The 25,875-nt window shown below is 63.3% G+C and carries 29 protein-coding genes; 12 read left to right on the plus strand and 17 right to left on the minus strand.

The annotated features are described in order from the left end of the window. Positions 1–74: 74 nt before the first annotated feature. From rpoH to K408_RS0109720, 3 genes are read right to left on the minus strand one after another with little or no spacing between them, the layout of a single operon-like run. Positions 75–1,061, minus strand: coding sequence for an RNA polymerase sigma factor RpoH (gene rpoH / locus K408_RS0109710; RefSeq protein ID WP_024338406.1), 987 nt, complete (start codon positions 1,059–1,061; stop codon positions 75–77). Beyond that, the gene (locus K408_RS37860) at positions 1,062–2,621 is read right to left on the minus strand and encodes a HAMP domain-containing histidine kinase (RefSeq protein WP_024338407.1); all 1,560 of its coding nucleotides are present in this window, start codon (positions 2,619–2,621) and stop codon (positions 1,062–1,064) included. It lies immediately after the preceding gene. 10 nt (positions 2,622–2,631) lie between these two features. Continuing rightward, on the minus strand, positions 2,632–3,312 hold the full coding sequence (locus K408_RS0109720) for a response regulator transcription factor (RefSeq protein WP_024338408.1): 681 nt from the start codon (positions 3,310–3,312) through the stop codon (positions 2,632–2,634). A 486-nt stretch (positions 3,313–3,798) separates the two neighbouring features. Here K408_RS0109720 and K408_RS0109725 point away from each other — a divergent pair, with 486 nt between their 5' ends. Together K408_RS0109725 and K408_RS42010 are read left to right on the plus strand one after the other, a co-directional pair. Then, the gene (locus tag K408_RS0109725; protein WP_024338409.1) at positions 3,799–4,044 is read left to right on the plus strand and encodes a hypothetical protein; all 246 of its coding nucleotides are present in this window, start codon (positions 3,799–3,801) and stop codon (positions 4,042–4,044) included. A 300-nt stretch (positions 4,045–4,344) separates the two neighbouring features. Then, positions 4,345–4,740, plus strand: a complete 396-nt coding sequence (locus K408_RS42010) for a hypothetical protein (RefSeq protein WP_024338410.1) — start codon at positions 4,345–4,347, stop codon at positions 4,738–4,740. A gap of 860 nt (positions 4,741–5,600) precedes the next feature. Here K408_RS42010 and K408_RS0109735 read toward each other — a convergent pair. Next, positions 5,601–6,545, minus strand: coding sequence for a LysR family transcriptional regulator (locus tag K408_RS0109735; RefSeq protein ID WP_024338411.1), 945 nt, complete (start codon positions 6,543–6,545; stop codon positions 5,601–5,603). A gap of 231 nt (positions 6,546–6,776) precedes the next feature. Here K408_RS0109735 and K408_RS0109740 point away from each other — a divergent pair, with 231 nt between their 5' ends. Next, on the plus strand, positions 6,777–7,712 hold the full coding sequence (locus tag K408_RS0109740) for an MBL fold metallo-hydrolase (protein ID WP_024338412.1): 936 nt from the start codon (positions 6,777–6,779) through the stop codon (positions 7,710–7,712). A 14-nt stretch (positions 7,713–7,726) separates the two neighbouring features. Then, positions 7,727–8,722, plus strand: a complete 996-nt coding sequence (locus K408_RS0109745) for an alpha/beta hydrolase (RefSeq protein ID WP_024338413.1) — start codon at positions 7,727–7,729, stop codon at positions 8,720–8,722. 419 nt (positions 8,723–9,141) lie between these two features. Here K408_RS0109745 and treZ read toward each other — a convergent pair whose 3' ends face one another. Then, the gene (gene treZ / locus K408_RS0109755; protein WP_024338415.1) at positions 9,142–10,971 is read right to left on the minus strand and encodes a malto-oligosyltrehalose trehalohydrolase; all 1,830 of its coding nucleotides are present in this window, start codon (positions 10,969–10,971) and stop codon (positions 9,142–9,144) included. 666 nt (positions 10,972–11,637) lie between these two features. Here treZ and K408_RS43325 point away from each other — a divergent pair. The 4 genes from K408_RS43325 to glgX are packed head-to-tail and all read left to right on the plus strand — an operon-like array spanning position 11,638 to position 14,563. Beyond that, a complete protein-coding gene (locus K408_RS43325) occupies positions 11,638–11,721 on the plus strand; it encodes a hypothetical protein (RefSeq protein ID WP_230646682.1) in 84 nt (27 codons plus the stop codon). A gap of 5 nt (positions 11,722–11,726) precedes the next feature. Beyond that, positions 11,727–12,071 (plus strand): hypothetical protein, encoded by a 345-nt coding sequence (locus tag K408_RS0109760; RefSeq protein ID WP_024338416.1) that lies wholly within the window; start codon positions 11,727–11,729, stop codon positions 12,069–12,071. Continuing rightward, positions 12,040–12,306 carry a DUF3606 domain-containing protein gene (locus K408_RS0109765; protein ID WP_024338417.1) on the plus strand — a complete coding sequence of 89 codons (267 nt, stop codon included), beginning with the start codon at positions 12,040–12,042 and terminating at the stop codon, positions 12,304–12,306. The genes K408_RS0109760 and K408_RS0109765 overlap by 32 nt, the downstream gene beginning before the upstream one ends. A gap of 19 nt (positions 12,307–12,325) precedes the next feature. Beyond that, positions 12,326–14,563 carry a glycogen debranching protein GlgX gene (gene glgX, locus K408_RS0109770; RefSeq protein ID WP_024338418.1) on the plus strand — a complete coding sequence of 746 codons (2,238 nt, stop codon included), beginning with the start codon at positions 12,326–12,328 and terminating at the stop codon, positions 14,561–14,563. A gap of 259 nt (positions 14,564–14,822) precedes the next feature. Here glgX and K408_RS0109775 read toward each other — a convergent pair whose 3' ends face one another. Next, a complete protein-coding gene (locus K408_RS0109775; protein ID WP_024338419.1) occupies positions 14,823–16,019 on the minus strand; it encodes an NADH-quinone oxidoreductase subunit D in 1,197 nt (398 codons plus the stop codon). Positions 16,020–16,184: 165 nt separating this feature from the next. Here K408_RS0109775 and K408_RS0109780 point away from each other — a divergent pair, with 165 nt between their 5' ends. Both K408_RS0109780 and K408_RS0109785 read left to right on the plus strand, forming a co-directional pair. Continuing rightward, positions 16,185–16,415 carry a DUF3551 domain-containing protein gene (locus K408_RS0109780; RefSeq protein ID WP_024338420.1) on the plus strand — a complete coding sequence of 77 codons (231 nt, stop codon included), beginning with the start codon at positions 16,185–16,187 and terminating at the stop codon, positions 16,413–16,415. 37 nt (positions 16,416–16,452) lie between these two features. Then, positions 16,453–17,463, plus strand: a complete 1,011-nt coding sequence (locus K408_RS0109785) for a patatin-like phospholipase family protein (protein WP_230646681.1) — start codon at positions 16,453–16,455, stop codon at positions 17,461–17,463. Positions 17,464–17,496: 33 nt separating this feature from the next. Here K408_RS0109785 and K408_RS0109790 read toward each other — a convergent pair whose 3' ends face one another. From K408_RS0109790 to K408_RS0109810, 5 genes are all read right to left on the minus strand, one after another. Continuing rightward, positions 17,497–18,357 carry an SIR2 family NAD-dependent protein deacylase gene (locus K408_RS0109790; RefSeq protein ID WP_024338422.1) on the minus strand — a complete coding sequence of 287 codons (861 nt, stop codon included), beginning with the start codon at positions 18,355–18,357 and terminating at the stop codon, positions 17,497–17,499. A gap of 50 nt (positions 18,358–18,407) precedes the next feature. Beyond that, on the minus strand, positions 18,408–18,845 hold the full coding sequence (locus tag K408_RS37865) for an NUDIX hydrolase (protein WP_024338423.1): 438 nt from the start codon (positions 18,843–18,845) through the stop codon (positions 18,408–18,410). Positions 18,846–18,924: 79 nt separating this feature from the next. Further along, positions 18,925–19,710: a succinate dehydrogenase iron-sulfur subunit gene (locus K408_RS0109800; protein ID WP_024338424.1), complete on the minus strand. Its 786-nt coding sequence runs from the start codon at positions 19,708–19,710 to the stop codon at positions 18,925–18,927. Between the two features lie 14 nt (positions 19,711–19,724). Continuing rightward, the gene (locus K408_RS42015; RefSeq protein WP_155248341.1) at positions 19,725–19,889 is read right to left on the minus strand and encodes a hypothetical protein; all 165 of its coding nucleotides are present in this window, start codon (positions 19,887–19,889) and stop codon (positions 19,725–19,727) included. After that, complete coding sequence (locus tag K408_RS0109810; protein ID WP_024338425.1) at positions 19,861–20,370, minus strand: DUF2243 domain-containing protein; 510 nt, start codon at positions 20,368–20,370, stop codon at positions 19,861–19,863. The genes K408_RS42015 and K408_RS0109810 overlap by 29 nt, the downstream gene beginning before the upstream one ends. 258 nt (positions 20,371–20,628) lie before the next feature. Here K408_RS0109810 and K408_RS0109815 point away from each other — a divergent pair, with 258 nt between their 5' ends. Then, entirely contained in the window at positions 20,629–20,844 is a 216-nt protein-coding gene (locus tag K408_RS0109815; RefSeq protein ID WP_024338426.1) for a hypothetical protein, read from the plus strand. A gap of 402 nt (positions 20,845–21,246) precedes the next feature. Here the strand turns inward: K408_RS0109815 and K408_RS42700 are convergent, their stop codons facing one another. Continuing rightward, positions 21,247–21,420: a hypothetical protein gene (locus tag K408_RS42700; protein WP_192859581.1), complete on the minus strand. Its 174-nt coding sequence runs from the start codon at positions 21,418–21,420 to the stop codon at positions 21,247–21,249. A gap of 164 nt (positions 21,421–21,584) precedes the next feature. Here K408_RS42700 and K408_RS40990 point away from each other — a divergent pair, with 164 nt between their 5' ends. Next, positions 21,585–21,767 (plus strand): hypothetical protein, encoded by a 183-nt coding sequence (locus K408_RS40990; protein ID WP_080654851.1) that lies wholly within the window; start codon positions 21,585–21,587, stop codon positions 21,765–21,767. A gap of 34 nt (positions 21,768–21,801) precedes the next feature. On the opposite strand, the gene K408_RS0109825 is transcribed toward K408_RS40990, so the two are convergent. The 5 genes from K408_RS0109825 to K408_RS0109845 form a co-directional block, all read right to left on the minus strand. Further along, positions 21,802–22,272, minus strand: a complete 471-nt coding sequence (locus K408_RS0109825; protein WP_024338427.1) for a metallophosphoesterase family protein — start codon at positions 22,270–22,272, stop codon at positions 21,802–21,804. A 13-nt stretch (positions 22,273–22,285) separates the two neighbouring features. Then, a complete protein-coding gene (locus tag K408_RS40995; protein ID WP_080654852.1) occupies positions 22,286–22,504 on the minus strand; it encodes a DUF6894 family protein in 219 nt (72 codons plus the stop codon). Positions 22,505–22,695: 191 nt separating this feature from the next. After that, positions 22,696–24,465, minus strand: a complete 1,770-nt coding sequence (locus tag K408_RS0109835) for an SDR family oxidoreductase (protein WP_024338429.1) — start codon at positions 24,463–24,465, stop codon at positions 22,696–22,698. Between the two features lie 73 nt (positions 24,466–24,538). Then, entirely contained in the window at positions 24,539–25,459 is a 921-nt protein-coding gene (locus tag K408_RS0109840; protein ID WP_024338430.1) for a glycosyltransferase family 9 protein, read from the minus strand. Positions 25,460–25,470: 11 nt separating this feature from the next. Continuing rightward, complete coding sequence (locus K408_RS0109845; protein ID WP_028145852.1) at positions 25,471–25,755, minus strand: hypothetical protein; 285 nt, start codon at positions 25,753–25,755, stop codon at positions 25,471–25,473. Between the last annotated feature and the right edge of the window lie 120 nt (positions 25,756–25,875).

The raw sequence follows: 25,875 nt of genomic DNA on the forward strand, positions 1-25,875 counted from the left end.
CGGTGTGCCTGGAACGAGTGAAGCGGGATCGAGGGACAGATGACGGGCGGATATCCGCTCAAATGAAAACGAATTCATGGGGCGGCGAGTTCGCGCAGCCGGGAGCGCCTGATGCCGTCAAGCCGGGCATCGCGCGCCGCGGGCGGCAGCGCTTCTCGGCGCGTCGCATCCCGCGCGGCGAGAATGACGGCGCGCCTGACCTTGGCAAAGGCGCGGATCTCGATCTGCCTGACGCGCTCGCTGGAGATCGACAGTTCGAGGCCGAGCTGATCGAGCGTAACGGGGCGGTCCGCCAGCCGCCTCGATTCCAGGACGTGGCGCTCGCGCGCGGTTAGCGCGCCCAGCGCAGCACGCAGGGCGCTGCTTCGGTTGTCCGTTTGCTCGCGATCGGCCAAGATTGTCTCCGCATCGACCGCGTCATCGACGAGCAGCGTTTCCCACTCGGCACCATTCTCCTCGCCGCCGACGCGCGCATTGAGCGACATGTCGCCGTTAAGGCGCGACTCCATCTCCATCACCTCGCGCGCGGTCACCTCGAGTCTGTCGGCGATGACAGTGGCGACCTCTGGCGTCAGCCGCGCCATCGCGCCGCCCATGGCTTTCCGCATCTCGCCGCGCAGCCGAAAGAACAGCTTCTTCTGCGCCGCCGTCGTACCGATCTTGACCAGGGACCAGGAGCGTAGGATGTAGGCGTGGATGGTCGCCTTGATCCACGGCACCGCATAGGTGGAGAACCGCGCGCCGCGGTCGGGCTCGAAGCGAGAGGCAGCGATGACGAGACCGAGATTGGCTTCGGCGATCAGATCAACCAGCGGCAGGCCGTATCCCTTGTAGCCACGGGCTACCCTGGCCGCGATCCGCAGATGACTTGTAACGAGCGCATTCGCGGCGCGCTCGTCCCGCGTCTCCTGCCAGCGCCGTGCGAGCTGTTGCTCCTGATCACGCTCGAGAAGCTCGTAGCGCTTGATGGACATTGCGTAGGCCCTGAGGAACGGGACCGGTGCGGATAGGCTTGGCGCGGCGACGGAATCATGCCTCTGGATTTCGTGACTGGTCTGCATCTATTGCTCCCACATTCCCAAACGGTTGACTGATCCTAAGAGGCTTGCGGTCGCGCCGGCCACTAAACTGGATGTCACACACCTGAATTCTGTTTCAGACATCCGGCATGTCCCAACATCGAGGCGACCGCGGATCGTCCTATCCACTTCGCGCTTGCGTGACCTGAGATCCGAGATCGGAATGCAGCGTGTCTTGCCTTCCCTTGCGGCGTCGGCCACGATTTCAATTCGCCCGCCGGGAGCCGGACCGATGATCAGTCGAAAACCATGCAGCTTGATGATCGCGGCCACCAGGCTCAACCCGAGCCCGACGCCCGGCGTGTTGCGGATCTTGTCGGAGCGGTAGAAGCGCCGCAGCACCGCTTCGCGCTCCTGCTCGTTGATGCCGGGCCCGGTATCGCTCACGCGCACGAGCGCCCGCCCGTCGTCCAATTTGAGTTCGAGCTCCACCTGTCCGCCAGGTGGTGCGAACTTGACGGCATTGTCTGCGAGGTTGGCGATTGCCTCGAACAACAGGTCCCGATCGCCCCACACCTGCACGCTGCGATCGATGACGACGCCAAGCGCAACACCTTTGTCCTCGGCAATCGGCTCGTAGACGTCGCACACCTCGTGCAGGATCTCGTCCAGCACAACGTTGCCGAAACCGGCGGTACGGCTGCTATTCTCGATCTCGGCCAGGCGCAACAGGGCGGTGACGATCGCAAGCGACTGGTCAATGCCAGCGATCGCCTTGTCCGTGACCTCCTGCAGCTGCTCAAGCGTGACTGCGTGCGTTCGCCCGCGCTCCAGCGCCAGCCTTGCCCGGGTGAGCGGGGTCCTGAGATCGTGGGCGATATCGTTTCCAACGCCGGAGAGCGCGTTGATCATCGTCTCCATCTCGTCGAGCATGCTATTGACGATCCTGGCAAGTCGCGCGAACGGATCGTCCGCATTGCCCTCCGGAAGCCGCTCGCGCAGCTCGCCGGCAACGATTCGTTGCACCCGCTGGTTCACCACTTCGACGCGCTTCTGGGCCCGGGCGCTCAGCCACGCGCCGGCGAGCACGCAGAGACAGAAGGCAGGCAGCACGCCGAGCGCGAGCGCTTGCCCGACCACGCTCGATATCTCGCGTGTCTCGTCAACGTTCCTTGCTACCACCAGAACGTCGCCGTCATCGAGGCGCCTGCCGACGATCCTCACGATGGGGCCTCGGCCCGCCGCCGCCTCCAGCGGATTGAGCCGCGCGCCTTGCACCGTCCCGTCAAGGGCGAGCCCGCTTGGCACGCGATCGATGTTGCCGGCAAGGCGCGTGCCGGCGGCACTGAACAGCCCGACATAGTGCACATGCCGGGAGTCTTGCTGGAGATGATCGGCGACCGCGCGGACGCGGCGACCGTGCGGCAGATCGCTCATGAAGTTGATCTGCGTGGTGATCATGCGGTCGGAGCGCGCGATCAGGTAGTTGTCGAGCTTCTGGTAGACGAACGCGAACAATCCGGCGACGAACAGCGCGAGGGTGGCCGCGACCGCCAGGGCCCAGAGAAACGTGTTCGAGCGGATAAACTGAATATGCCGCATGGCCATCTCGCTATTCACGCGCGCGCAGGATGAAGCCGGAACCACGGACATTGTGGATGAGCTGTACCTCTCCGGGAGCATCGACCTTGTGCCTAAGCCGGCCCATGTGCACGTCGATCAGATTAGTGGTGGCCGGAACGAACTTGTAGTTCCAGACCTCTTCGAGCAGCATCGCGCGCGTCAGCAGTTGATCGCTCCGGCGCATCATGTATTCGAGCAGGCGGAATTCGCGCGGGAGCAGGTCGATTTCGCGTTCACCGCGTCGGGCGGTTCGTTCGATCAGATCGAGCTCCAACGGGCCGGCCAGCAGGATGGTTTCGCGGCTGTCCATCGGACGGCGCAGCAAGGCCTCGATCCGCGCGATCAGCTCGACGATCGCGAACGGCTTCGTAAGATAATCGTCGCCGCCCATGCGCAAGCCACGGACGCGATCGTCAACGGCGCCGAGCGCGCTTAGAACCAACACTGGCGTCTTGATCTGGTCGTTGCGCAGCGCCTCGATGACGGTCAGCCCGTCCATGCCGGGCAGCATGCGATCAACGATCATGGCATCGGGATGCGAGGTACGCGCCCGGTCGAGCCCTTCGACGCCGTTCGGCGCCCAATGCACCTCAAAGCTCCGCTCGGCAAGCTCGGCGACGATCGCCTCCGCGGTTTCAGTGTCGTCCTCGATGAGGAGAATCCGTGTCATGAGCCTCGTCCCACCTTCTGCGCGGCGATTCGGCCTGCGGCGGGTCGGCGTGGGCCCGGCAATCTGCGACGTCATAATCACCGTCACGCTCCGAGCGCACGGTGCCGCGACCGCCTGCGATTGGCCACGCGTTGCATGACCAGATGGTGCTGCGGCGATGCGAGCAGAACTGAATTAATATTCAGGAATGCGGCCGCACCTGCCGACAAAGGCGTCAACAGGACGAGAATGCGCCTTGCCATTGTCATGACCATCTTCGGCCTCCATTCGAGCTGCGCTGCAACGGAGATATGCCCGCAATCCGCTCGCCGTTACTCTCGAAGGCAACGAAGGTTGTCTGTTCGCACGATCGTAGCCACGCTGGCGCAGCGGTTCACATGCCGTTGAATGCCGGTGAGCAATTCGTGCATTTGGATCGGGCTCGGTCGCACGCATCTTCCCGAAGAGCCGACCTGACCGGTCTGCTATCATCAAAGGAGAAGCCGAATGATCACGTCCAAACTCTTGCCGATGGGTCTGATTGCGGCGGCCTTGATCGGAGGCCCCGTCATGGCGCGCGAACACCATGCCGGCATGCGGAAATCCGCGATGGAATCGGACACCGTGGCATCGAGCGCACCGACCTATCAGGGCGGCCACGCGTGCATGCCAGCGCCGCGCATCGGCGCGTTCGCGACGGCGCCGTGGACTGGCAACGACGTGCCGTGCGAGCCTGGCACTGGCGCGTTCTGACTGCCCGACATAAGGCGGCTGGCCCCGGCACCGACACCATCGCTTCACATCTAAAATAGGAGCGGACTGAATGTTCAGCCCGCTCCTTTGCATGGCCGCGGCAATCCGCGCGAAGCACCTTCCCGGCAGATATCCCCTCATTCCTGAAGCCGAATTTAGTGGGATTCCCGTGCACCCTACCTACCTGTGGTGCATCACGAGCGCAGTCATCATGTGTCCATCTCGTCGAGAGCATGGCGAGGCACGACACGAACACGCACTGCAATGATGGTTGACGGCTCGCCACGAAAGGAGTGTCCCATGAAACGAGCAATCATGATTTTGGCAACGGCGGCGCTTGCCTCGACCTTGACCGTCGGTGCGGCCGCAGCGCATGGCGGTGGAGGTGGTCACGGCGGTTTTGGCGGTGGCAGCCACAGCTTCGGTGGCGGTGGCTTTGGTGGCGGCCATATGGGCTTCGGCGGCGGCGCTCATTTCGGCGGCATCGGACATGCCGGCGGCTTTGGCGGGGGACGGCTCGGCGGCACGCATTTTGGGATCGGCCACGTCGCCTCCGGCGGCTTAGGCTTCCGCCAGCATGCGTTCCACCGCTATGGCCACTATCGCCCCGGCTATGGATTCTACGGCTACTATCCGGATTGCTACGATTGGTACGAGTTGCACCCCGGCGTTCCGTTGCCGCTGAGCTGCAGCTGATCTGCATGCTCGATCTTGGGCCCGGACGGCATGTCACGATCCGGGCCCACGCAGCGTCTCGTTCTCGCGTGTACCGGCGGTACGCACGGGGCGGGCAGGCAATCAACAGTCGCGGACTTTTCAGAAGCCGCCAGGGTGAAGAACCCGGCGGCTTCTTCTGTGTTGAGGGACCACCAGGCCGGAGCGCTGCCCTTGCCGCCAAGGCAAACAGCGCGAGCGCCGCGATAAATGCCGCTATGACGTTGTGGCGCCCCCAGTACGGCTTACGTGACACTTCGGGCTTGACCGACGGTGAGCGCTGCTCGCGAAGCTGGGCATCATGGTAGCCCCCTGCGTGGACGCCAGCCAGCGCTGCGCACCCGCTCTCTATCCGCCAACGTTCTGCGGACGTCGCGCAGCTCCAACGAAGGACCCCGACGCATGCTTGCGATGGATATTTCTTGATCTCCCGGTGCACACGTCACGCACACGGCGCTCTATAACCGATTGAAAAATTGAACTCTCGATCCAATCCATCATGGGGGCGACAGAAAAGCGATAAGGCAGCATCGGGACCATATAGACATTCAAGTGCCCGGCGGGAATAGGGGATTCCGCGAAGACGGGGGGCCGACGACCGGAGGCATGAACAATCAGATTGCCGCCAGGACTTTCTGACTTTGTAGGGGCTCCTCGCAACGACTGTGCATCGAGATCCTTCAACATCGACTCGACATTCTCGCGCACGACGCTGCCGCGTCCACTGCAAGCTCAGCTCGCGAACACGACGACAGCTGATCGCTCGTCAGGATGAGCCGGATGGGCCGCACATACACTCTCTCCGACATTCGATAGAGCAGATCGATGAAGACCAATCGAGCTCAAGCCGCAGCCGCCTGATACAAGCACTCGCGAAGCCAGGCGTGACCCTTGTCGTCTTGATTGCGCGGATGCCACAGCGCGACGATGCGAGCGGGCGGCAGATCCAGCGGCGGCGGCCTCAGGTCGAGCTCATGGGCGAAGCGCATCAGAAAGCGCCGAGGAAGCGTGCAGATGCAGTTACTGTGCGCAAGGATGATCGGCGCCAGTGCATAGGTCTGGATTGAGACGGCGACGCGGCGGGAGCGGCCGAGCGCGGCCAGCGCATCGTCGACGAGACCCGAGAAGCCGCCCCCGTCGGCGGAGATCAGAAGATGGTCGAGCGCGCAAAAGCTGTCGAGATCAAGCAGGCCATTGCCGTGGGGATGGCCTTTACGCTGTGCGGACAGGAAGCTGTCCTCGAACAGAGGGCGCTGCATCAGCTCGCCGTGAGCTCTGTCAGCTCCCGTCACCAGAAGGTCGATCTCCCCCCTTTCGAGCTGATCCACGACATCGCGCGTCGGGTGAACGAGAGCGAGCCGCGCTCTCTCGGCCTTCGCGGCAAAACGCGCCACCAGGCCCGGCGCCAGTGTAACGGCTGGATTTTCGTGGATGGCAACGACGAAGGTACGCTGGCTGCGGGCGGGGTCGAACACAGCCGGCCCCTCCAGCATGCGACGCAGCTTGCCGAGCACAGCTGCAAGCTCCGTCTGCAGCTCGACCGCCCTCGCCGTCGGCACCACGCCGCGCCCGGACGTCGCGGGTACGAACAGCGGATCGGCAAAGACCTGCCGCAGCCGATTCAGCCGCGCCGATAGCGCGGGCTGCCCGATATTGAGCCGGGAGGCCGCGCGCGTCACGTTCCGCTCATGCAGGAGAGCCTCCAGTGCCAGCAACAGACCAAGGTCGATCTCGGCCAGATCACTGTCGTCAGCCGGCCGGGGCCGACCGCGTTCCGCATCCAGCATGGGGCACTCCCTTTCAAAGTACATGATCGCGGGCAGGACGAGCCGCGATGACACAGGTAAGCCCGAAACGGTGCCGTGAAAACCCTGGCGACAGTTTCGATATCGACGATGTCGATGGGACCTATCGAGCCCGCGGCCCTCCCGTCGGGCGGCGAGCTGCGTACCTCACGGTCACGGCGGCGCAGGGCATCAGGCTCTATCACGCCGCTGCCTGGAACGGAGGACATCCTGGTGACGCAAGCGACGAGCACCTATCGCCTTGGCGATGCAACCATCACACGGATCGACGAGTTGCGGCTTGCCGCATTCAAGTTCGACGCGCTTTATCCGGACGGCGAGTTGCAGGCGCTGGAGCGCCATCGCGAGCGCCTGGAGGCGGGCTCGTTCGATGCTGCGACCGGCACCTTCATTCAGAGCATTCACAGCTGGCTGGTCAGGACACCCGACCACACGATCCTGATCGACACGGCCACCGGCAATGACAAGAACCGGCCAGAGATCCCACCGCTCCACCGGCTCAATCAGCCGTTTCTGGCGCGGCTGGCTGCAGCGGGCGTCACCCCGGAGCAGGTCAACTACGTTCTGCTCACCCATGTGCATGCCGATCACGTCGGCTGGAACACTCGTCTCGTCGATGGGCGCTGGACTCCGAGCTTCCCAAAGGCGACTTACATTTTCTCCGGGATCGAGCAGGCCTACGGCGAAAGCCTCGCGACAGGTACGGAGCCGACCGGAGCAGCCCGCCCTGATCCGGTCCTTGGTCCGGCGCTGCGCAAGCCGGCCGACCGTGTCTATGACGACAGCGTCCGTCCGGTGATCGATGCCGGACTGGCCAGACTCATCCCGGTGGACGGCGACGAGGTCCTCGAAGGCATCTCGTTCATTCCGACGCCAGGCCATAGCATCGATCACGCATCCATCCGTCTCGTGTCTGGCGGCGAGCAGGCGCTTTTCGCCGGCGATGTGATGCATCACCCCCTACAGGTGTATGAGCCCTCGCTCAATTCCTGCTTCTGCGAGTTTCCGGAAGCAGCCTTGCGCTCGCGCGCCTTCGTGCTGGAGGACGCCGCCGAGCGTGGCGCAACCATCTTCACCACCCATTTTGCGCAGTCATCTGCCGGCCGCATCAGCCGGACCGGCGAACGCTTTATCTGGAAGTTCGTCTAAGAGGGAGACCGATCATGAACAAGCACGCTCGCGCGCACGCAGTCAGGCCAGAGATCATGGTCGAGGACCTCATGATTCCGAGTGACACGGTCGGGATTTCACTCCACCTGCGCAACAAGCGGCCGGCAGCGCTGAAGACCTTCTCTGCCGAGAGAACCATCCTGATAATGCACGGCGCAACCTATTCGTCGGAGAGCCTTTTCGATACGCCACTCTGCGGCCTCTCCTTCCTGGATCATCTCGCCGGGCACGGCTACGACGTGTTTGCGGTGGACGTGCGCGGCTATGGCGGATCGACTCGACCGCCGGAGATGGACGCGCCGCCGGAGGCGTCCGAGCCGCTTGTGCGCACCGAAGTCGGCGTACGCGACCTGGCCAGCGCAGTCGAATACATCCTGAAACACCGCGGCATCACGCGCCTCAATCTGGTTGCCATGTCCTGGGGCGGGTCGGTGGCCGGTGCCTACACCGCGGCCAACAACGATAAGGTCGTCAAGCTCGCGCTGGTCGCACCACTTTGGTTGCTGAAGGGTCCGGCTCCAATCGATGCCGGCGGGCGCCTCGGGGGCTATCGCAACGTCCCGGTTCTGGACTTCAGGGAGCGCTGGCTTTCGGCCGCGCCGGAAGCAGCCCGATCTCGCTTGATTCCGGCTGACGGCTTCGAACGCTGGGCCAACACCTCGCTCGCCACCGACCCGCAGGGCAGTTCGCAAGCGCCCCCGGTCATGCGCGCAGTCAACGGCCCGATCCTCGACATTCGCGAATACTGGGCCGCCGGCAAGGCCCTCTACTCCGCTAGCGACATTCGCGTGCCCGTGCTCCTGGTCCACGCGGAATGGGATCAGGACGTTCCCATCGCCTCGGCGCAGGATTTCTTCCTGTCGCTGAAACACACGCCATATCGGCGATGGGTCGAGATCGGCGAAGGCACGCACATGGTTCTGCTGGAGAGAAACCGTATGCAGGCGTTCGACGCGATCAGTCAATTTCTCGGCGAAGACTATAGCTAGCCGCTGCTCTCGCTCTGGAAAGCACGACAAAAGACATCCCCTTACAACCCGCCGCTAAAGCGCGGCGATATCGTCATAAATCGCCATCGCGCGTTTGGGCCGTTGTTCGCGCATGATCTTTTCGGACAACCGATGCACACTTCGGGGATCAAAAACGAAAGATTCCGAAAACAACCCCATGCACAGTAGAGCCTCCCTGTTTTCAAAGGCAAATTTCTGAGAGCAGACCTCCGCGGCCACGACTTTGACTTGTCGGGCAAAACAGCGGCATGATGCCATCATCCGAGCCGGAGCTGCGGCACCCCGATCAGATCTGCTCGCCCGTGATCCGCATCGGACACGGCCGCAGTGGCGGGCTGAGCCGGCGCGGGACCGGCACCCTCGGTCATTTCTGCGTGTTCCGCTACCGTCGGGGCGGGTCAGCCCTTCCGGCCAATCCTCACAATGAGGTCGCCGGGCATAAGTGCTTTGGCTTCGAGGGGATGCAATCGCCACAGGCTCTCGCCCTCGACCAGCGGCGGCACAGGGAGTTCTCGGTCGGCGAAATTGGCGACAATCTGCAGAACGTCGCCCCGACCTGTCTGCCAGCGTACATCCAGACCTCCCATGCGGGAATCCGATCCCAAGAGTTCTCGCTGCGCCGAAACGACCCCCCGCTTGATGAGGGGCACGATCTTCTCACGCCGTATCATCAACAACTGCGCTGTCAGCGCCCGAAACCTTGCGCCAGCCGGGGATTGATCGATGCTCGTCCAGTCCAGCTTGGAGGCGCGGAAGGTTCTTTCGTCGCAAGGATCCGGGATTTTCGCGCGCGTCTCGGGCGTGGCGAACGCCTTGAAATGTGAGAACTCCTTGCGCCGGCCTTCCCGTGTCAGTTCGGCAGCTTCGCCCGTCCAGTCTGCGAAGAACAGGAAGGGCGTTTCGGCCGCGGCTTCCTCACCCATGAACAGCATTGGGATATGCGGGCTCAGCAGAACCAGCGCGAGGGCCTGCTCCAGCTTCTCCGCGCCGACCAGCCGGGACAGCCGCTCCCCGAAGGCGCGGTTGCCGACCTGGTCGTGATTCTGGGCGAAGAAGATGGTCGCTTCGGGCGGCAAATGCGCACTCGGTTCACCGCGCGGCTCCTCGTGCAGCGGAAAGACTTCGCCCTGATAGGCAAACCCTTCGGTCAGGGATCGCGCCAGATGCTCGAGCGGCTTGTCTGCGAAGGCCCGGTAATAGCCTTCGTCCTCGCCGGTGAGCAGCACATGCAGCGCATTGTGGAAATCATCGCCCCATTGCGCGTCGTAGTACCTGGCTCGTCCGTGTGAACGCTCGAGCAGGTGCGCCTGATTGGCCTCGTTCTCCAGCATGAGATGGACGCGCCGGCCCGCCAGCTGACTGCGAAGAGTTTCGGCGAGCTCGATCAGGAAATGACGCTCGGAATCATCCTTCAATGCGTGGACCGCGTCGAACCGCAATCCGTCGAAGCCGTAGTCGCGCAGCCACATCAGGGCATTCTCGACCAGGAATCCGCGTACGAACGCGCCGTCGTCTCCTTCGAGATTGACGGCCGGCCCCCAGCCGGTGCTGTGGCGCGCGTTAAAGAAGTTCTCCGCATAGAGGTGCAGATAGTTCAGCTGCGGTCCGAAATGGTTATAGACGACGTCGAGATAGACCATGATATCGAGTGCGTGCGCGGCCCGCAGCAGCCGCTTGAGATCCTCCGGCCGGCCATAGCGCGCATTCGGCGCGTTCAGGAGCACGCCGTCGTAGCCCCAATTGTGCCGGCCCGGGACGTCGTTGAGCGGCATCAGCTCGATGGCGGTGATGCCGAGATCGCGAAGATAGGGCAGCTTCTGCTCGACGCCGGCATAGGTCCCCTCTTCGCTGAACGTGCCGACATGCAGCTCGTAGATGACGGCTTCCGCCCAGGGACGACCCGGGTAGAGAACCGGATCGCGCAACGCCGCGGCATCGATCACCTCGCTCGGCGCGCCGACGTCGTCCGGCTGGAACAACGAGGCGGGATCGGGAACGACGAGATCCTCATTGATCCTGAACTGATAGCGCGTGCCGGCGCGCGCGGTCTCGCTGAGCAGCTGATACCAGCCGTGCTCATCGCGCGGCATCCTGCGGGGCGGCTGGCCAATTTCGAGCAGCTCGACCGATCGAGCCGTGGGCGCCCACAAGTTGAACGAGACACCATGATCGATGATCTGAGGACCATGGCGCCGCCCCTGCTCGGCCGTTCCCAGTCTTTGATCCAAGGCCAATCCCCTTTCGCGCCGGCATGTTCGGAATTGGACATGCTTCAGCCAAGCGCGTTGCCAAACGGAGCCAGCTTACGTTCGCTCAATCATGTCTCGGGACGAGAAGCTGCCGTCGGTGCATTCGTTCCTTCCGAGGCATGTCAGCAGGCGACCTCTCCGCCGGGCTGCTGACCGGACTCGAAATGCCGGTGCCGCCCGCATGTACACTTTTGCATTCAGCGTAAAAACAGCGCGCTCATTGGCAACTCTCAGGAACCTTTGCTGCGCCGCAGAATTTAGCTTCGCTGGGGGAGACCGGCTTCCTGTTTGACCGCGCATCGGGCGCCGGGTTTCCTGGAAGCCTCTGCCGAGCGTTCTCGACCTTCGGCATGAAAGACCGGCTCGACCACACGCGCAGGGCTGCCATGGCGCAGGCCTTCAGCTGGACCCAATCAAATCCTACGCTGAACTCTACAAGTCGTCGATCTAGCCAGGCATTTGGGGGACGGCCATGAAGATGGCGCAAATCTCTCCACTGGCGGCGAGCTGGCCCGCGACCTTACGAAGGGACTGAGAGTCCGCTGTTCGCGAGCGGAGACCCGATCATGTCAGCCGAGCTTGCGCCATGCTCGAAGATGGCCCTGCGCCTTGATCCCACCGTCAAGCACATGACACCTCGAAGCCATGGCTTGCGGCACGCCAGTGATCGCCCTGGCCCATGGTTCGGTGCCTGAAGTGATCGGCTACGGCGTCAGCGGTTCGTGGTGAACTCCATGGAGGAGGCCGTCGCGGCGGCGAGTCCGCTCGGCACGTTGGAGCGGCAAGCGATCCGCAAGCGGTTCAAGCAGCGCTTCACGGCCGAGCGGATGGCGCGGGAGTATCTGGCGGCTTATCTCCGGCTGCCAGCGCTGCGGCAAACGCCGCAACTCGACCTGCTCGCGATCGCCAAGAGTGAGAACGAGATCCGGATGCCGATACCCACTGTCGGCTTGACCATGATTGCGGCCGGCGCCGGCTGGCACCGTCTTCAAGGCGCGGAACCGAATGTCCGGGCGACTGTTACGATCACACACAGGAGCTGTCGACATGCGCCGCTCGAAACCACAAGCAGTCCGTAACAAGCTCGACCTGGCCGACCGCGCCCAGGTACGGCTGGTCAAGAAACGGCTTGGGCTCTCGGATATGGAGCTTGCCGCAATCGTCGGGCGCATCGGCAATTCGATTTCGGCCATCAGCAAGGAGGCCGCTCAGAGGCCAAAAGTGCTGAACAAGCCTTCCGAAGCCGTGATCGCCGCGACGGTGGCCGGCGAACAAGCGACCACCGAACTCGCGGCGGCCGCGCCGACATCTTGACGGACTATCGGGGGCGATCATGGACCAAAAACTACATTCGGACGACGCCCTCACCCGGGCCGCCTCGAGGTTGCGCCGCACCCGGATCACCGAGGGCAGGCCATTCCCGCTCGGCGCCACCTGGGACGGCCTCGGCGTCAATTTCGCTCTATTTTCCGCCCACGCCACCACGGTCGAGCTTTGCCTGTTCGATGACGCCGGCGAAACCGAGCTCGAGCGCATCGAGCTGCCCGAATATACCGACGAGGTCTGGCACGGCTATCTGCCTTCCGCCCGCCCCGGCACAGTCTACGGCTATCGCGTCCATGGCCCCTATGAGCCCGACGCGGGCCACCGCTTCAATCCCAACAAGCTCGTGCTCGATCCCTACGCCAAGCAACTGGTCGGCCAGCTCCGATGGGGACCGGAGCTGTTCGGCTACCAACTCGACCATGCCGACAAGGACCTCTCCTACGACGAACGCGACAGCGCGCCCTTGATGCAGAAATGCCGCGTCATCGACCCCGCCTTCACCTGGGGTACAGCGCGCAAGCTGGAGGTGCCGTGGGAGCGCACGATCGTCTACGAAATGCACGTCAAGGGATTCACCCAGCTGCATCCGCTGGTGCCGGAAGCCGAGCGCGGCACGTTCTCGGGGCTGGCACATTCGGAAGTCCCGGCCTACTTGCGCTCGCTCGGCATCACCAGCGCCGAGCTGCTGCCGATCCATGCCTTCGTCGACGACAGCTATCTGGTCGAGAAAGGCCTGCGCAATTACTGGGGATACAACTCCATCGCCTTCTTCGCGCCGGATCCGCGTTACCTCAAGGCGACTTCAGCCAGCGAATTCAAGGCCATGGTCAACCAGTTTCATGCCCATGGCATCGAGGTCATTCTCGACGTCGTCTACAATCACACGGCGGAAGGCAACGAGCTCGGCCCGACCTTGTCGTTCAAGGGCATCGACAATGCCAGCTATTACCGCCTGCTGCCGGACCAGAAGCGCTATTACATCAACGACACCGGCACCGGAAACACCGTCAACCTGTCGCATCAACGCGTACTTCAGCTCGTCGCCGATTCCTTGCGTTATTGGGCGACCGAGATGCGGGTCGACGGCTTCCGCTTCGACCTCGCCACCATCCTGGCGCGCGAACCCTATGGCTTCGATGAAGGCGGCGGGTTCCTCGACGCCTGCCGCCAGGATCCCGTGCTCTCCAGCGTCAAGCTGATCGCCGAGCCCTGGGACATCGGTCCCGGAGGCTACCAGGTCGGCCAGTTTCCCCCCGGCTGGGCCGAGTGGAACGACAAGTTCAGAGACACCGTGCGCGCCTTCTGGAAGGGCGACCCGGGCACGCTGGCCGACTTTGCCAAGCGCGTGTCGGGATCCGGCGACCTCTTCAACAAGCGCGGGCGCCGGCCGTGGGCCAGCGTCAATTTCGTCACAGCCCACGACGGCTTCAATCTGAACGACCTCGTCTCGTACAACGACAAGCACAACGAGGCGAACGGCGAGGACAATCGCGACGGTCACAGCAACAACCATTCGTGGAACTGCGGCGTCGAAGGCCCGACCGACGATCCGGAGATCATCGCGCTCCGCGAGCGCCAGAAGCGAAACCTGCTCGCGACGATGCTGCTCTCCCATGGCACGCCGATGCTGCTCGCCGGTGACGAGTTCGGACACACCCAGAACGGAAACAACAACGCGTACGCCCAGGACAATGAGACAACGTGGCTCAACTGGATGGGCATCACCGCCAACGGGCGCAGCCTCCGCGAGTTCACGCGCAAGCTGATCGCCACCCGCAAGGCGTTTCCGATCCTCTACCGCAGCCGCTTCCTGGTCGGGTCACACAACGAGGAACTCGACGTCAAGGACGTGACCTGGCTGTCGCCATCCGGCGAGGAGATGACGACGGAGCAGTGGCATGATGGCAACGCCAAGTGCTTTGGGATGCTGCTCGACGGCCGCGCGCAGGAGACGGGAGTCAAGCGCCGCGGCTCCGATGCGACCATGCTGCTGGTCTATAACGCGCACCATGACGTCGTGAACTTCACGTTGCCGGAGGTCGCGGACGGACGCAGCTGGCTCGGCCTGATCGACACCAATCGCCCCGACGCACCGATGGCCGAGTTCGAGTTCGGGCACGACTATGCGGTGACGGCGCGTTCGCTCGTGGTGTTTGGCCTGGCGAACGATAGCATCGCAACCCGACGCCTCCGCCAAGGCCTCGGCGCGCTGCTGGACGTCGCCGATACCCCTCTGGCGGATTGAACCGTTCGCCGCTCGCCGAAGCGCAATGAGATCGAATGACTCGTCATCGGACTTCAGGTCTTGCGCAGACCTTCCGGGAAACCGATTCACGTTTCCGGAGCTGATGTGATTAGGTTTGATTGCGCCACCGGCGGTGCGCTCCTTCTCCCGCTTGCGGGAGAGGGTTGGGGAGAGGGTGTTTCCGCAATCGGACAATCGCCAAGAGAAGAAAGCCCTCACCCGGCGCGGTCATCGATTCACTCTAAAGCCGGGCCGGCGATCAGCGGTCGACCTCGCCGAACACGATGTCCAGCGAGCCCAGGATCGCCGAGACGTCGGCGAGCAAGTGCCCCCTACAGAGAAAATCCATCGCTTGCAGATGAGCGAAGCCGGGGGACCTGATCTTGCACTTGTAGGCCCTGTTGGTCCCGTCCGAGACGAGAAACACGCCGAATTCGCCTTTGGGCGCCTCGACGGCAACGTAGATCTCGCCGGCAGGAACGTGGAAGCCTTCGGTGTAGAGCTTGAAATGGTGGATCAGCGCTTCCATCGAACGCTTCATTTCGCCGCGCCTGGGCGGAGCGATCTTGTTGTCCTGCACGAGCACCGGGCCCCCGCCGTCAGGGGACTTCAGCTTCTCGATGCACTGCTTCATGATGCGGACTGACTGCCTCATCTCCTCCATGCGAATGAGATAGCGGTCATAGCAATCGCCGTTCCTGCCGATGGGAACATCGAAGTCCATCTCGGCATAGCAGTCATAGGGCTGCGCCTTGCGCAAATCCCAGGCGGCCCCCGAACCACGCACCATCACGCCCGAGAATCCCCAGGCCCAGGCCTGTTCGAGCGTCACCCTGCCGATATCGACGTTGCGGCCCTTGAAAATCCGGTTGAGCGAGAGCAGCCGGTCGAGATCGTCGACGACCTTCAGAAATGGATCGCACCAGGCCTCGATGTCGTCGATGAGCTTGGGCGGAAGATCCTGATGGACGCCGCCCGGCCGGTAATAGTTGGCATGCATCCGGCTGCCCGAGGCTCGCTCATAGAACACCATGAGCTTCTCACGCTCTTCGAAGCCCCACAGCGGCGGCGTCAAGGCGCCGACATCCATGGCCTGCGTGGTGACGTTCAAGAGGTGCGACAGGATGCGGCTGATCTCGTGATAGAGCACGCGGATGAGCTGGCCGCGCCGCGGCACCTCGATTCCGATCAGCCGTTCGATGGCAAGGCAGAAGGCATGCTCCTGCGTCAGGGGAGCGACATAGTCGAGCCGATCGAAATAGGGAATGGCCTGGAGATAGGTCTTTGCCTCGATCAGCTTTTCGGTGCCGCGGTGCAAAAGGCCGATGTGCGGATCGACCCGCTCCACGACCTCTCCGTCCAGTTCGAGCACGAGCCGCAGCACCCCGTGAGCGGCGGGATGCTGAGGACCGAAATTGATGGTGAAGTTTCTGAGGCTGGGAGATTGTTCCGGCATTCTGCTTCCGATCGAAGACGTCGCGGCGACACCTTAGCCGCGATCCGGAACGACCGGCTTCACACAGGTTAACGGCTCGCCTCAAATGGCGAGCATCAGTGCCCTGCGAGCGTTTTGGAACACCACATCTCGGGCCGCGTTCAATGTCGAAATTGGAGATCAAAGATGAAACATCGCCTGCTTGCCGTCGCTCTGGTGATCGCGGGTGGCTTCGCCTCCTCGAACGCGGCTTTCGCGCAAGATCGCTACTGCCTGCAGGGTCGCATCTGGGGCTATCCAGGCAATTGCCAGTTCGCCAGCTACGCCCAATGCATGGCGACAGCATCGGGAACGAACGCCTATTGCGGCATCAATCCCCGCTATGCCCACGCACGCCGTTACAGGGGATACCGGTGATCAGCCCCGAACTCCGGACTGGCCACCGGCGTCCGTCTTGACCGATCCTGCAGCTGAGCGGAGCGGGGTGGCGGCGGCAGAGCGCCCTCTCACCGCCATTACCTTTTCCGGCGGCCTCGGTCTTGGCGCCTATCACGGCGGTGTGTTCGAGGCGTTCACCTCTCTTACGTTGCCGCTCGATTGGGTCACCGGTTCATCGGCAGGCGCCATCACCGCTGCACTGATCGCGGGCAGCCCGAGCGCCGACCGGCTGCGCAATCTGCGCAGCTATTGGCACGCGCCAAGCAATCCAGCCGCAGCGCCGAACGCAGGCCGCCATACGTTGGCCTGGCTGAGCTCGATCAATACGCGCGTGCTAGGTCATTCGGGCTTCTTCCATCCCCGCCTCCCTCTCCCGGCATCTCACTTCGGCGGTCTCTACGATCTCGGCCCCACCCGCGAACGCCTCCGGCGGTTGATCGATTTCGAACGTTTGAACGGCGGCGATCCGCGCATCACGATCTGCGCCACGGACGTCGAAAGTGGCGATGCGGTCTTGTTCGACTCCGCATTGGAGCGGATCGAAATGGATCACATCCTGGCCAGTTGCGGATTCGTCCCGGAGTTCGCTCCAGTGCGGATCGCCGACCGCTGGCTCGGCGATGGCGGGTTCTCGCTGAACGCGCCATTCGACCCGGTCCTCGAGAATGCGGGCCCGCTCCACCTCTATGTCATCGATTTGTTTCCACGCGACGGCAAGGTCCCTGACGGGCTCGAGGCCGCAGCCGAACGCAAGAGCGACCTGACCTTCAGCAACCAGACCTTCCAGCGCCTTGGATATGCCCTGGAAGCCCGTCAGCTGCGCGCCGAGCTTCAGGACCTCGACTATGACGACAAGGTCTATCTCCTGAGCTACCGCCCCGGCCGCGAGGAAGCAGGTCCTGAAAAATCCTTCGATCTGTCGGAGACAGCCATGGCGCAACGCTGGCGGGCAGGCTTGCTCGATATGCAGCATGCCGGACGCCTTGCTCCGGTCAAGAACGGGATCTGCAGCGTGCGGCGGCCATAGCGGCGTCTCCGACGAAAGCACGCGAGCTGCGGCCTAGATGTCATGGTCGAGATGCCGGCAGATCTCGCCAAGCAGCTGCTTGACGCCCTCGTCTGCAGCGATGCCTTCCGGCGGAGCAATGGTGGTGATGCCCCAGTTCGCGAGCACGGCCTCCTGGACCGGATTGCGCTGCGTGACGAATACGAAGGATTTCGGCCGGTCCTGGTTGTGCCGGGACCCGTCCCAGATCTGCCAGATCCGGTGCAGCAGCAGGCGGATGTTGGGATCGGACATGCTGTATCCGATGAAGAGCAGCGTGCTGCCGAGGGCATCGGCGCGAAACCGGATGTCGAGCGGAGAATTGAAGGAGAGCCGATTGAGAAAATCGGTCTCGGTCAGAACGAGCGAGGCGTCATCGTCGAAGTCGCCGTGGAATTTGATGATGTGGGTGACGCCAGGGTCGGCGCTCGCGATCTCCTTGGCGTTGCTGATTTTCGCGTACGGCTTCCTGAGGACGTCGAAGGCGGTTTCGAGATTGCGATCGTAGTTGGTCGTGTAGATCACCGGAAAGTCGAGCTGGACGATCATCCGGTGAAGCTCCGAGGCCGCAATTCTCTCGGGATCGACGCGCCAGTTTCGGTCCAGCCAGCTGCGGAGCGGCCCGATCGCGCCACGCTTCAGCCGGTAATACTCCGCGAGCATCTGATAGCCGCCGTGCATCCCGTCGATGACATTGCGTTCGAGGCCAAGATCGTCGAGCAGATGGTCGATCAGGGATTGCCAGGACGGCAAGCCGACTGCCATCGAGACACCGGCGCCGACGAACAGGATTGCGCGGCGTCGCTTGATGGCCGCCGCCAGGACTTCATGAGGCGCTTCCTGCTCGGATGCGAGCCCTGTGGTTCGTTGCTCCATCCTGTTTGAATGGTTGGCCGGGAGGCACGTTCCTAAAGCAGCATCGTCGTTCAGCCGTCCAGCGGCGAGGATGCACCCTCCTCCGTCTGTGCTGCGAACCGTGCGATCAGGCGCCGAAGCTCGGCCTTGTGCACCATGCGTGCCGCCCTCTTTGGCGAGACCCAGATCGCCTCCCGCTCTCCTTTCTCGGGCCACCAGCGCTCGCGGCCGTGCACCTGCATCGGAAAGACCGCGACGTTCAAGGTCCGCTTGCGATCGCCCTTTCCCTTGCGATGCTTGAAGCTGCCGACTGCCCGGGTTGCGATGACGCCGATCAGGCCGGCCTCCTCGTAGGCCTCCAGTGCAGCGGTGAGGTGCGGCTCCTTGTTGCGCATCGGCGATCCCTTCGGGACGCTCCACCTGCGCTTGCGTCTGGTCGTGATCAGCAGCACCCGCAGTTCGGACTTGTCCAAACGAAACGGCAACGCGGCAAACTGTTTCTTTCCCATCAAACGCCTCCGACTCGCGTTACCAAGCGAGCGCTGCAGCCATGGTTCCTGTCTGGAAGCTTACGCCTCGGCCCCCCGATCAGAACTTCCGCTCCACCATCTTGAGCCGCAGCGCCGAAATGGCTTCGCCGGGATTGAGGCCCTTTGGACAGGCTTTCGCGCAATTGAGAATGGTGTGGCAACGGTAAATTCTGAAGGGATCCTCGAGCATGTCGAGGCGATCGCCCGTCGCTTCGTCCCGGCTGTCGTTGATCCAGCGTGCCGCTTGAATCAGCGCGGCCGGCCCCAGGAAGCGCTCGGAATTCCACCAATAGCTCGGGCATGACGTCGAGCAGCACGCGCAGAGGATACATTCATACAATCCGTCGAGCTTCGCCCGATCCTCATGGCTCTGCCGCCATTCCTTCTGCGGCGTGGGGGATGCCGTCTGGAGCCATGGCTCGATGAGCGCGAGCTGCGCATAGAAGTTGGTCAGGTCCGGCACCAGGTCCTTCACCACAGGCTGATGCGGCAGGGGCAGCACGCGGAGCGGCTCGCCCTCCTGAATGTCCTCATTCATGGACTTGGTGCAGGCGAGCGTGTTCTGACCGGCGATGTTCATCGAGCAGGAGCCGCAGACGCCCTCGCGGCAGGATCGCCTGAATGTCAGGGTCGAGTCGATGTTGTTCTTGATCCAGATCAGGCCGTCCAGCACCATCGGCCCGCAATCTGTCTGATCCACGAAGTAGGTGTCGAGCCGCGGATTGCGGCCATCATCGGGATTCCAGCGGTAGACGTGAAATTCGCGCAAGCTCGTGCCGCCCGGCTTTGGCCAGAGCCTTCCCTGCTCGATGCGCGAGCTCTTCGGAAGCCTGAACTCCACCATTCTCTCCTCCTCCGTCAGGCCGGCGCAAAGCAGCGCAATTGCAGGAGGTCATCGACGGACAGCCCGAACAAGAAGACGCGAAGCGCCGGCGCTGTGGCGAGGACCAGCAGCAACAGAAAGATCGTGTAAACGAGGACCGGCGGCGTGCTTCTAACGAGCCTGTAGGCTGCCTCCCGCATCCGCTCCCTCCCGCTTGCCCGCTCGCGCCATCGCAGCGCCCATGATGACCATCGCAGCCCCCCACAGCAGGAAGCCGATATCCCAGAAGATGCGTTGCTCGTCCGGCACCGTCTCATTCACCCGATGCAGCTTGAGGATCTGGTGATCGATGACGCCCTCGACCAGATTGAAGATGCCCCACCCGAGCAGGATCGCGCCGAGACACTGCCAACTGGACCAGCGCAGCTCGCTCCCGCGCGCCCGCTGCCACATCAGGTAGAGACCTGCGAGCAGCAACACGTAGGTGGCGCTGTGAAAGATGCCGTCCCATGTCGTGTTGAGTGTGATGTTCTCGATCGAATTGAGCGGATACCAGCCGCTCACCATATGATGCCATTGCAGCAACTGATGAAAGACGATGCCGTCGAAGAACCCACCGAGGCCAAGCCCGAGGAGGACGCCCGCGGAAGTCGGGAAGCTGTCTGATCTCTTGTCATGCATTGAATGGCTCGCGCGGGCGGAGGCACCGTGAAGCGAGTACAAGACGTGCCACACGCAGACGTTCCTATGGATCAGAGTCCGCCAGGCACCGCATGCGGAGAGCACCCACGCGCTTCGTCGGCCGTAACATACGTTAACTGGAGCGAGGGCTCAGCAGCGCTCGGAACGTGGCATCGCGATCTTCTCGGTCGACAGGAACGTTCGACCGCTGCGAGCGTCTGTTGTCGACACCGTGGAGGTGCAGGAGAAGATCACACCATGGCCTATGCGCTATTCAAGGACGCAGAAAGGCTAAGCCGGACATTTCCGACGAAAGAGGAAACGTTGGAGAAGGCCGACCGCGCCGGGCTGGTCGAACACAGCGACGGCCAGCCCGTGCTCGAGGACGATCTGAAGATCAAGCCCTGCTCTCCCGACCCTGGGCCGCGCGACGACGCGGATCTCGACTGGACGCCGGACGAGCCGGCGTCCTGATCGTGCGTCAGCATCCCTTGCAGATGCTCCTGATCTTCCGACCGACATCGGAGTCCCGCGACGTCTCCGAGCGGATCTGGTCGTCCCCGTCCAGCGAGGGACCCGGTGTTACCGTTCCGTCGATACGCCCGATATTGACGCCGCCGGCCGGGTTGCCGGGTCGCCCCACCGTGATCGATCCCCGCGGAGCAGCGCTACCGCCGGACTGGGCGGTACCGGCCGCGTTGGTTCCGGGAGCTGACGCGGTGCCGCCACTGCTTCCAGCCGCAGCACCGGCGGCGCCTCCGCCCGCACTGCCGCCTCCGCCCCCCTGTCCCGATGCCGGTCCGATGGCAGCTGCCGCAAGCACAGAGACCAACACGAGACCCGTCATTCTCTCATGGCATCTGTTTCGGTCGAGCATCATCGATCCTGCTGATAGCCCTGATTGGTCGTGTTCTGCTTGATGTTGCCGTGGCGTCCCTGCGTATCGAAATTCTCGCGGCCCGGAACGCGTTCTTCCACCTCGGTGGCCGGGTCTGCACCGGGTCCCTTGTTGCTTCGCTGTTCTTCGGGAACTGGAGGCATCTTTGACATGTCTTGCTCCATGGCTTCGCACCTTGACGTAGAATAATGAACTGACGCCCGGGGGTGTTCCTGCGCCGATCGCCGCAGCACGCACGGACGGCCGAGGCCATGGAACAACCTGTTCTGGCTCGGGTTGGTCAGCAAGCCGCACCGCCATAGCCAGAGAAAAATACATGCCAAAAGCGACTGAAAACGATCCGCGAGAGACACCACTCGACGATCCACGTCGGCAGACGGACATGCCCACTCACCGGCAGACGCGGGAACCCTGGCAAGGTAATCCCGAAAAAGACCAGATCGATCCGGAACGGCCGCCGGTGGACCTGGAGCGTTGGCAGAAATCGAACACGCACTAGGGAGCAGCCGCAACTGGCGGCGCCTGCCTCGGCGTCAGGTCCTGTCGAGATCGTGGATGACCGGCCGTAGCGGGCCGCTCCGCTCGATGTCGAGCGTCGCCAGCGTGATCGGCAGCGCGAAGCGTCGTTTCCCTGCACTTCCCGGATTCAGGTAGAGCACGTCTTCGGCAGTCTCGATCCGCACGCGGTGGGAGTGGCCCGATACTACGACGTCGATCCCGAGTTCAGCAGGATCGATCGAGAGTTGCTTGAGATCGTGCAGGACGTAGAAGCGGCGGCCGCCCAGGCCCAGCGTCAGCGTCTCGGGAAAAGCTTCAGCCCACGCGTCCCGATCGACATTTCCTCTGATCGCGGTGACCGGCGCTATCCGGCAAAGCCCGTCCATGACAGCCTGGCTGCCGATATCGCCTGCATGAATGATGTGCGAGACACCGGCGAGGCAGTGCACCGCCTCCGGCCTCAGCAGTCCATGCGTGTCGGCAATCACGCCGATCCTGAGCGTCATGTCAGATCACACTTCAATGCAAGACGTCCAATGGCATCCGACCGATTTCCTCACCATCCTCGTTCGTGACGAGGATATAGAAGTGACGCCCCTTGAGCTCGGGCCTCTCCCCGAGCAGGCGCTTTGCAATCTCCTCGGCGACATCCAGGGCGTCGATGTCATCCGGCAACTCGGCACCTCCTTCGTCTACAACGGTTTTTGAATCCACCAGATCAAAATGATAGCGCGGCACGTCCGGTCCTCGGGCTTCCGCAGGGAACGCGCGGTCGCGAAGCTTCGTTCCGGGGCGAGCGCCGTCGGCGATCTTGTCCTTCAGGTCCCCAAGACGTGGCGGTCGACGGCGGCCCCTGACTCGGAGGAATGCTGGGCGATTGCGTCCGGGACACGCATTGCCAATCGACTGAAGTAGCCGAACTGGTCGCCTCACGCGCGGCGGCGCCGCAGCCTCGCGCGAGATGCGGACGCGCGCCCGGCCGTCGATGCCGCGAGGGCCAGACAAGCCGCGACGCCGAGCACGACGAGCCCCGCGCTGACCACGCCGGCGGGCAGCATTTTCTTTCCCGCCAGCCAACCGCCGTCCAGCGACGTGCCCTGCGGGCCGGCTTCGATCAAGGTGCCCTCGCTCACCGGCGCGGGACGCGCACGCGACAGCAGCCAGCGGAAGACAGCCCCCAGGACGTTCTCGGTGATCCCGGGTGCGACCGCATAGGCCAGCTGGCCGGCGCGCGCCGGCCACCCCACCGCCACCTCGTCACGAGGCGCGCGGACAAGGCGCACGAAGGTCTCGGCCACGTCCTCGGATTGATAGAGCAACGGACCGGGATCGAGCCTTCGTCCGGACGTATTGGCGCCGTGCACAAAGCCTGGCGTATCGACGATGGCTGGGAAGACGCCGCAGACATGAATATCGGGATGGGTGCGGAGTTCCTGACGCAAGCTCGCGGTGAAGCCGCGCAAGCCGAACTTGCTGGCGGTATAGGCTGCCGCAAAGGGCGTCGGCGCCCAGCCGCCCAGCGAGATGTTGTTGATCAGCACGCCGCGATTCTGGCGGAGGAAGATGGGAAGCACCGCGTAGGCGCCATGCATGGTGCCGAGCAGATTGACCTCGATCGTGCGGCGATGAAGCGCAATATCCGCATCCTGATAGGCGCCGAACACGCCCGTTCCGGCATTGTTGATCCAGACGTCGATGCCGCCGAACGCGTCTTGGGCCGTTCTGGCCAGACGCTCCACCGCCTGCGCATCGGTAACGTCGGTCGGCACGGCCAATGCCCGGGCTCCGAGCGCTTCACATTCGCCGGCAAGGCGCATCAGGACTTCGCCGCGCCGAGCCGCGAGCACCACGCTTGCACCGTTGCGGGCAAACGCCAGCGCAGCGGCACGGCCGATTCCGCTGGAGGCGCCGGTGATGACGACGCGTGTGCCAATCATCTGCCCCTGCTCGGATCCCAAGACGCCCTCGGGAAGCAACCAGCGCAAGGATCGTCGCAGGCGCGCCGTTCCTTGTGTCTCGAACCAGTCGCCATGTGCAAAAATCACCCGTTCCGGAGCCAGCCTCACGAGCCGCTCGGCTGCAGCCCGCGCCGCGCCACCACCAAGGCGCAGCAGAAGCCGCAGATAGACCGGGGCCCTGCCGTCCGGCTTGGCAATGCCGAGCAGGTTCGCCGCGGCTTCATTTGACGCGCTGAGCCGATGGGCATCGAGGTTCTGCACGAGATCCGTCAGGACCAGCGTCCGGCTTCGTCGGTCGAACAGCTCGACCTCCGAAAACATCGGGGCATTCACCGACACGGTTTCGAGCTCGGCGGTCCATTCCTCCGGCGTCGTGTCTCCCAGCTCCCGATCGATGCGGAGGCCGGCAGCCCGAACCTGCTTGCGCGCCCCAAGGCCGCGCGCTGCGAAAGTCGCGGCCTGCGGCAGCTCCCTTTGCCATCCGGGGACAAACATCCAGTGCGCGATGTTCGGCGCCAGCAGGTACTTGATCGTGCCCAGCCGCTCCAGCTCCTGGCGCAGAGCTGGCGAATGCCTCACGGGCGAATGCAGCACGAGATCGCCGTTCGACAGACGGATGACGGTCATGCGCACGGGCAGTTGCAGACCGGCGGCGCTGATCGGCTTGTCGTCGACGATCCAGATATCGTCTGTCACCCGCGACAGGCTGGGCATCGACGAGGTGGTATCGGAATCTTGCATGAGCGTCTTCCATTGCGAGGACCTTGCTCAAACCGCGGGCGCAACGCTCGTTCCCTCACCAACATCCTCAACTTCACCTCGCTACACGCGCTTGACCCACTTCAAGCCGCGAGCGCAACGCGCAACGCACTTCGGAAGTGACAGTGCCCCAATCGCCCGGCTTCTTCTGATGAAACAACCGCAGGCTCGGGTACCAGAACGAGTGCGCGCCGGATTGAGGCCAGCGCCAGTCGCATTCGGCGTGCAGCAAGACCCAGGTCTCGCAGCCGAGTGCGCCGGCTAGATGGGCAACCATGGTGTCGACACAAACAAGAAGGTCGAGCTGCCGCAAGCGATGGCCGAGGGTCGCGATGTCCGGCGTTCTGATCTCGAGCGCTCCGATCGCGGCGAGCTCTTCGGGGCTCGCGCCACGCTGGACGGAATACAGCGTCACCCCGGGTACGGCGAGACCACTCAACAGTGCGGCCGGGACTTCACGCCGCTTGTCCCACTCTCCGACTTTCCAGACGAGACCAACGGCAAGATTCTGCTCTTCCCGGAGAGGTGGAACGACAGTTGGAGGCAGCGCCAAATAGGAAGCGCCCACCTCGACCTGATCCCGTCGCGCTCTGATGGCATGCGGCACCTCCATGATCTCGATGTCGACCTCGAAATCGACTTCAGGCACCCCATCATGGAGGGGAAACGCGCGGTCGATGCCCGGCGCACTCTCGACCAGCGGAAGAAGTTCGGGCTGACACCACAGCGTGACGCTGCGAGCAATCTGGCGGAGCGGCCTGATGAATCGCAGAAACTGGATCGTGTCGCCGAGGCCGTGATAGCAACGCACCAGTACGTGCTTGTTCTTCAGGTCTTCGCCGCGCCAAATCCGCTGGAGATGACGCGGGCCGGTATGCTTGGGCGGGGGCGTAACTTCCAGCAAATCACGATCGTTGATCGCCCAGGCACGCGCGAAGTCGCCCGCCCTGATCGCCTGAACCCAGTCGCTGGCCATCAAGCGCGTCGCTAGTGTCGCACGAATTTATGGAATCGGCTGAGCTTACCGTCCTTGGTCTTGTCCTGGTGCAGGAACGCAATTCCGGCTTCGTCGAACTTGTCGAAGAACTCGTCCCAGCTGATGCGATCCAGCCCTTCGTCCGGCGGATCGAAATCGATGCGCAGGATTCCGGCGTGGCCATCCTCCTCGGTCGCCTTCACGGTTGCGGGTTTCCCGCCGCGCTCTTCGGCCCATTTACGAATTACACCATGATCGGTGGTCTGGTGAGCTTCGCTATTTTCCGCCTTAGTCATTTCACACCTCGCTTAACCGGCCGGGCCGATGAGCCCGGCACCGCATCGAACCATTGGCCGACAAACGCCGGTCGGAGCGATTTGTTCTTCGGTCGGATGCGGAGCAGCCCGGTGACGCCG

This window comes from Bradyrhizobium sp. in8p8, assembly GCF_000426845.1.
Classification (GTDB): Bacteria; Pseudomonadota; Alphaproteobacteria; order Rhizobiales; family Xanthobacteraceae; genus Bradyrhizobium; species Bradyrhizobium japonicum_C.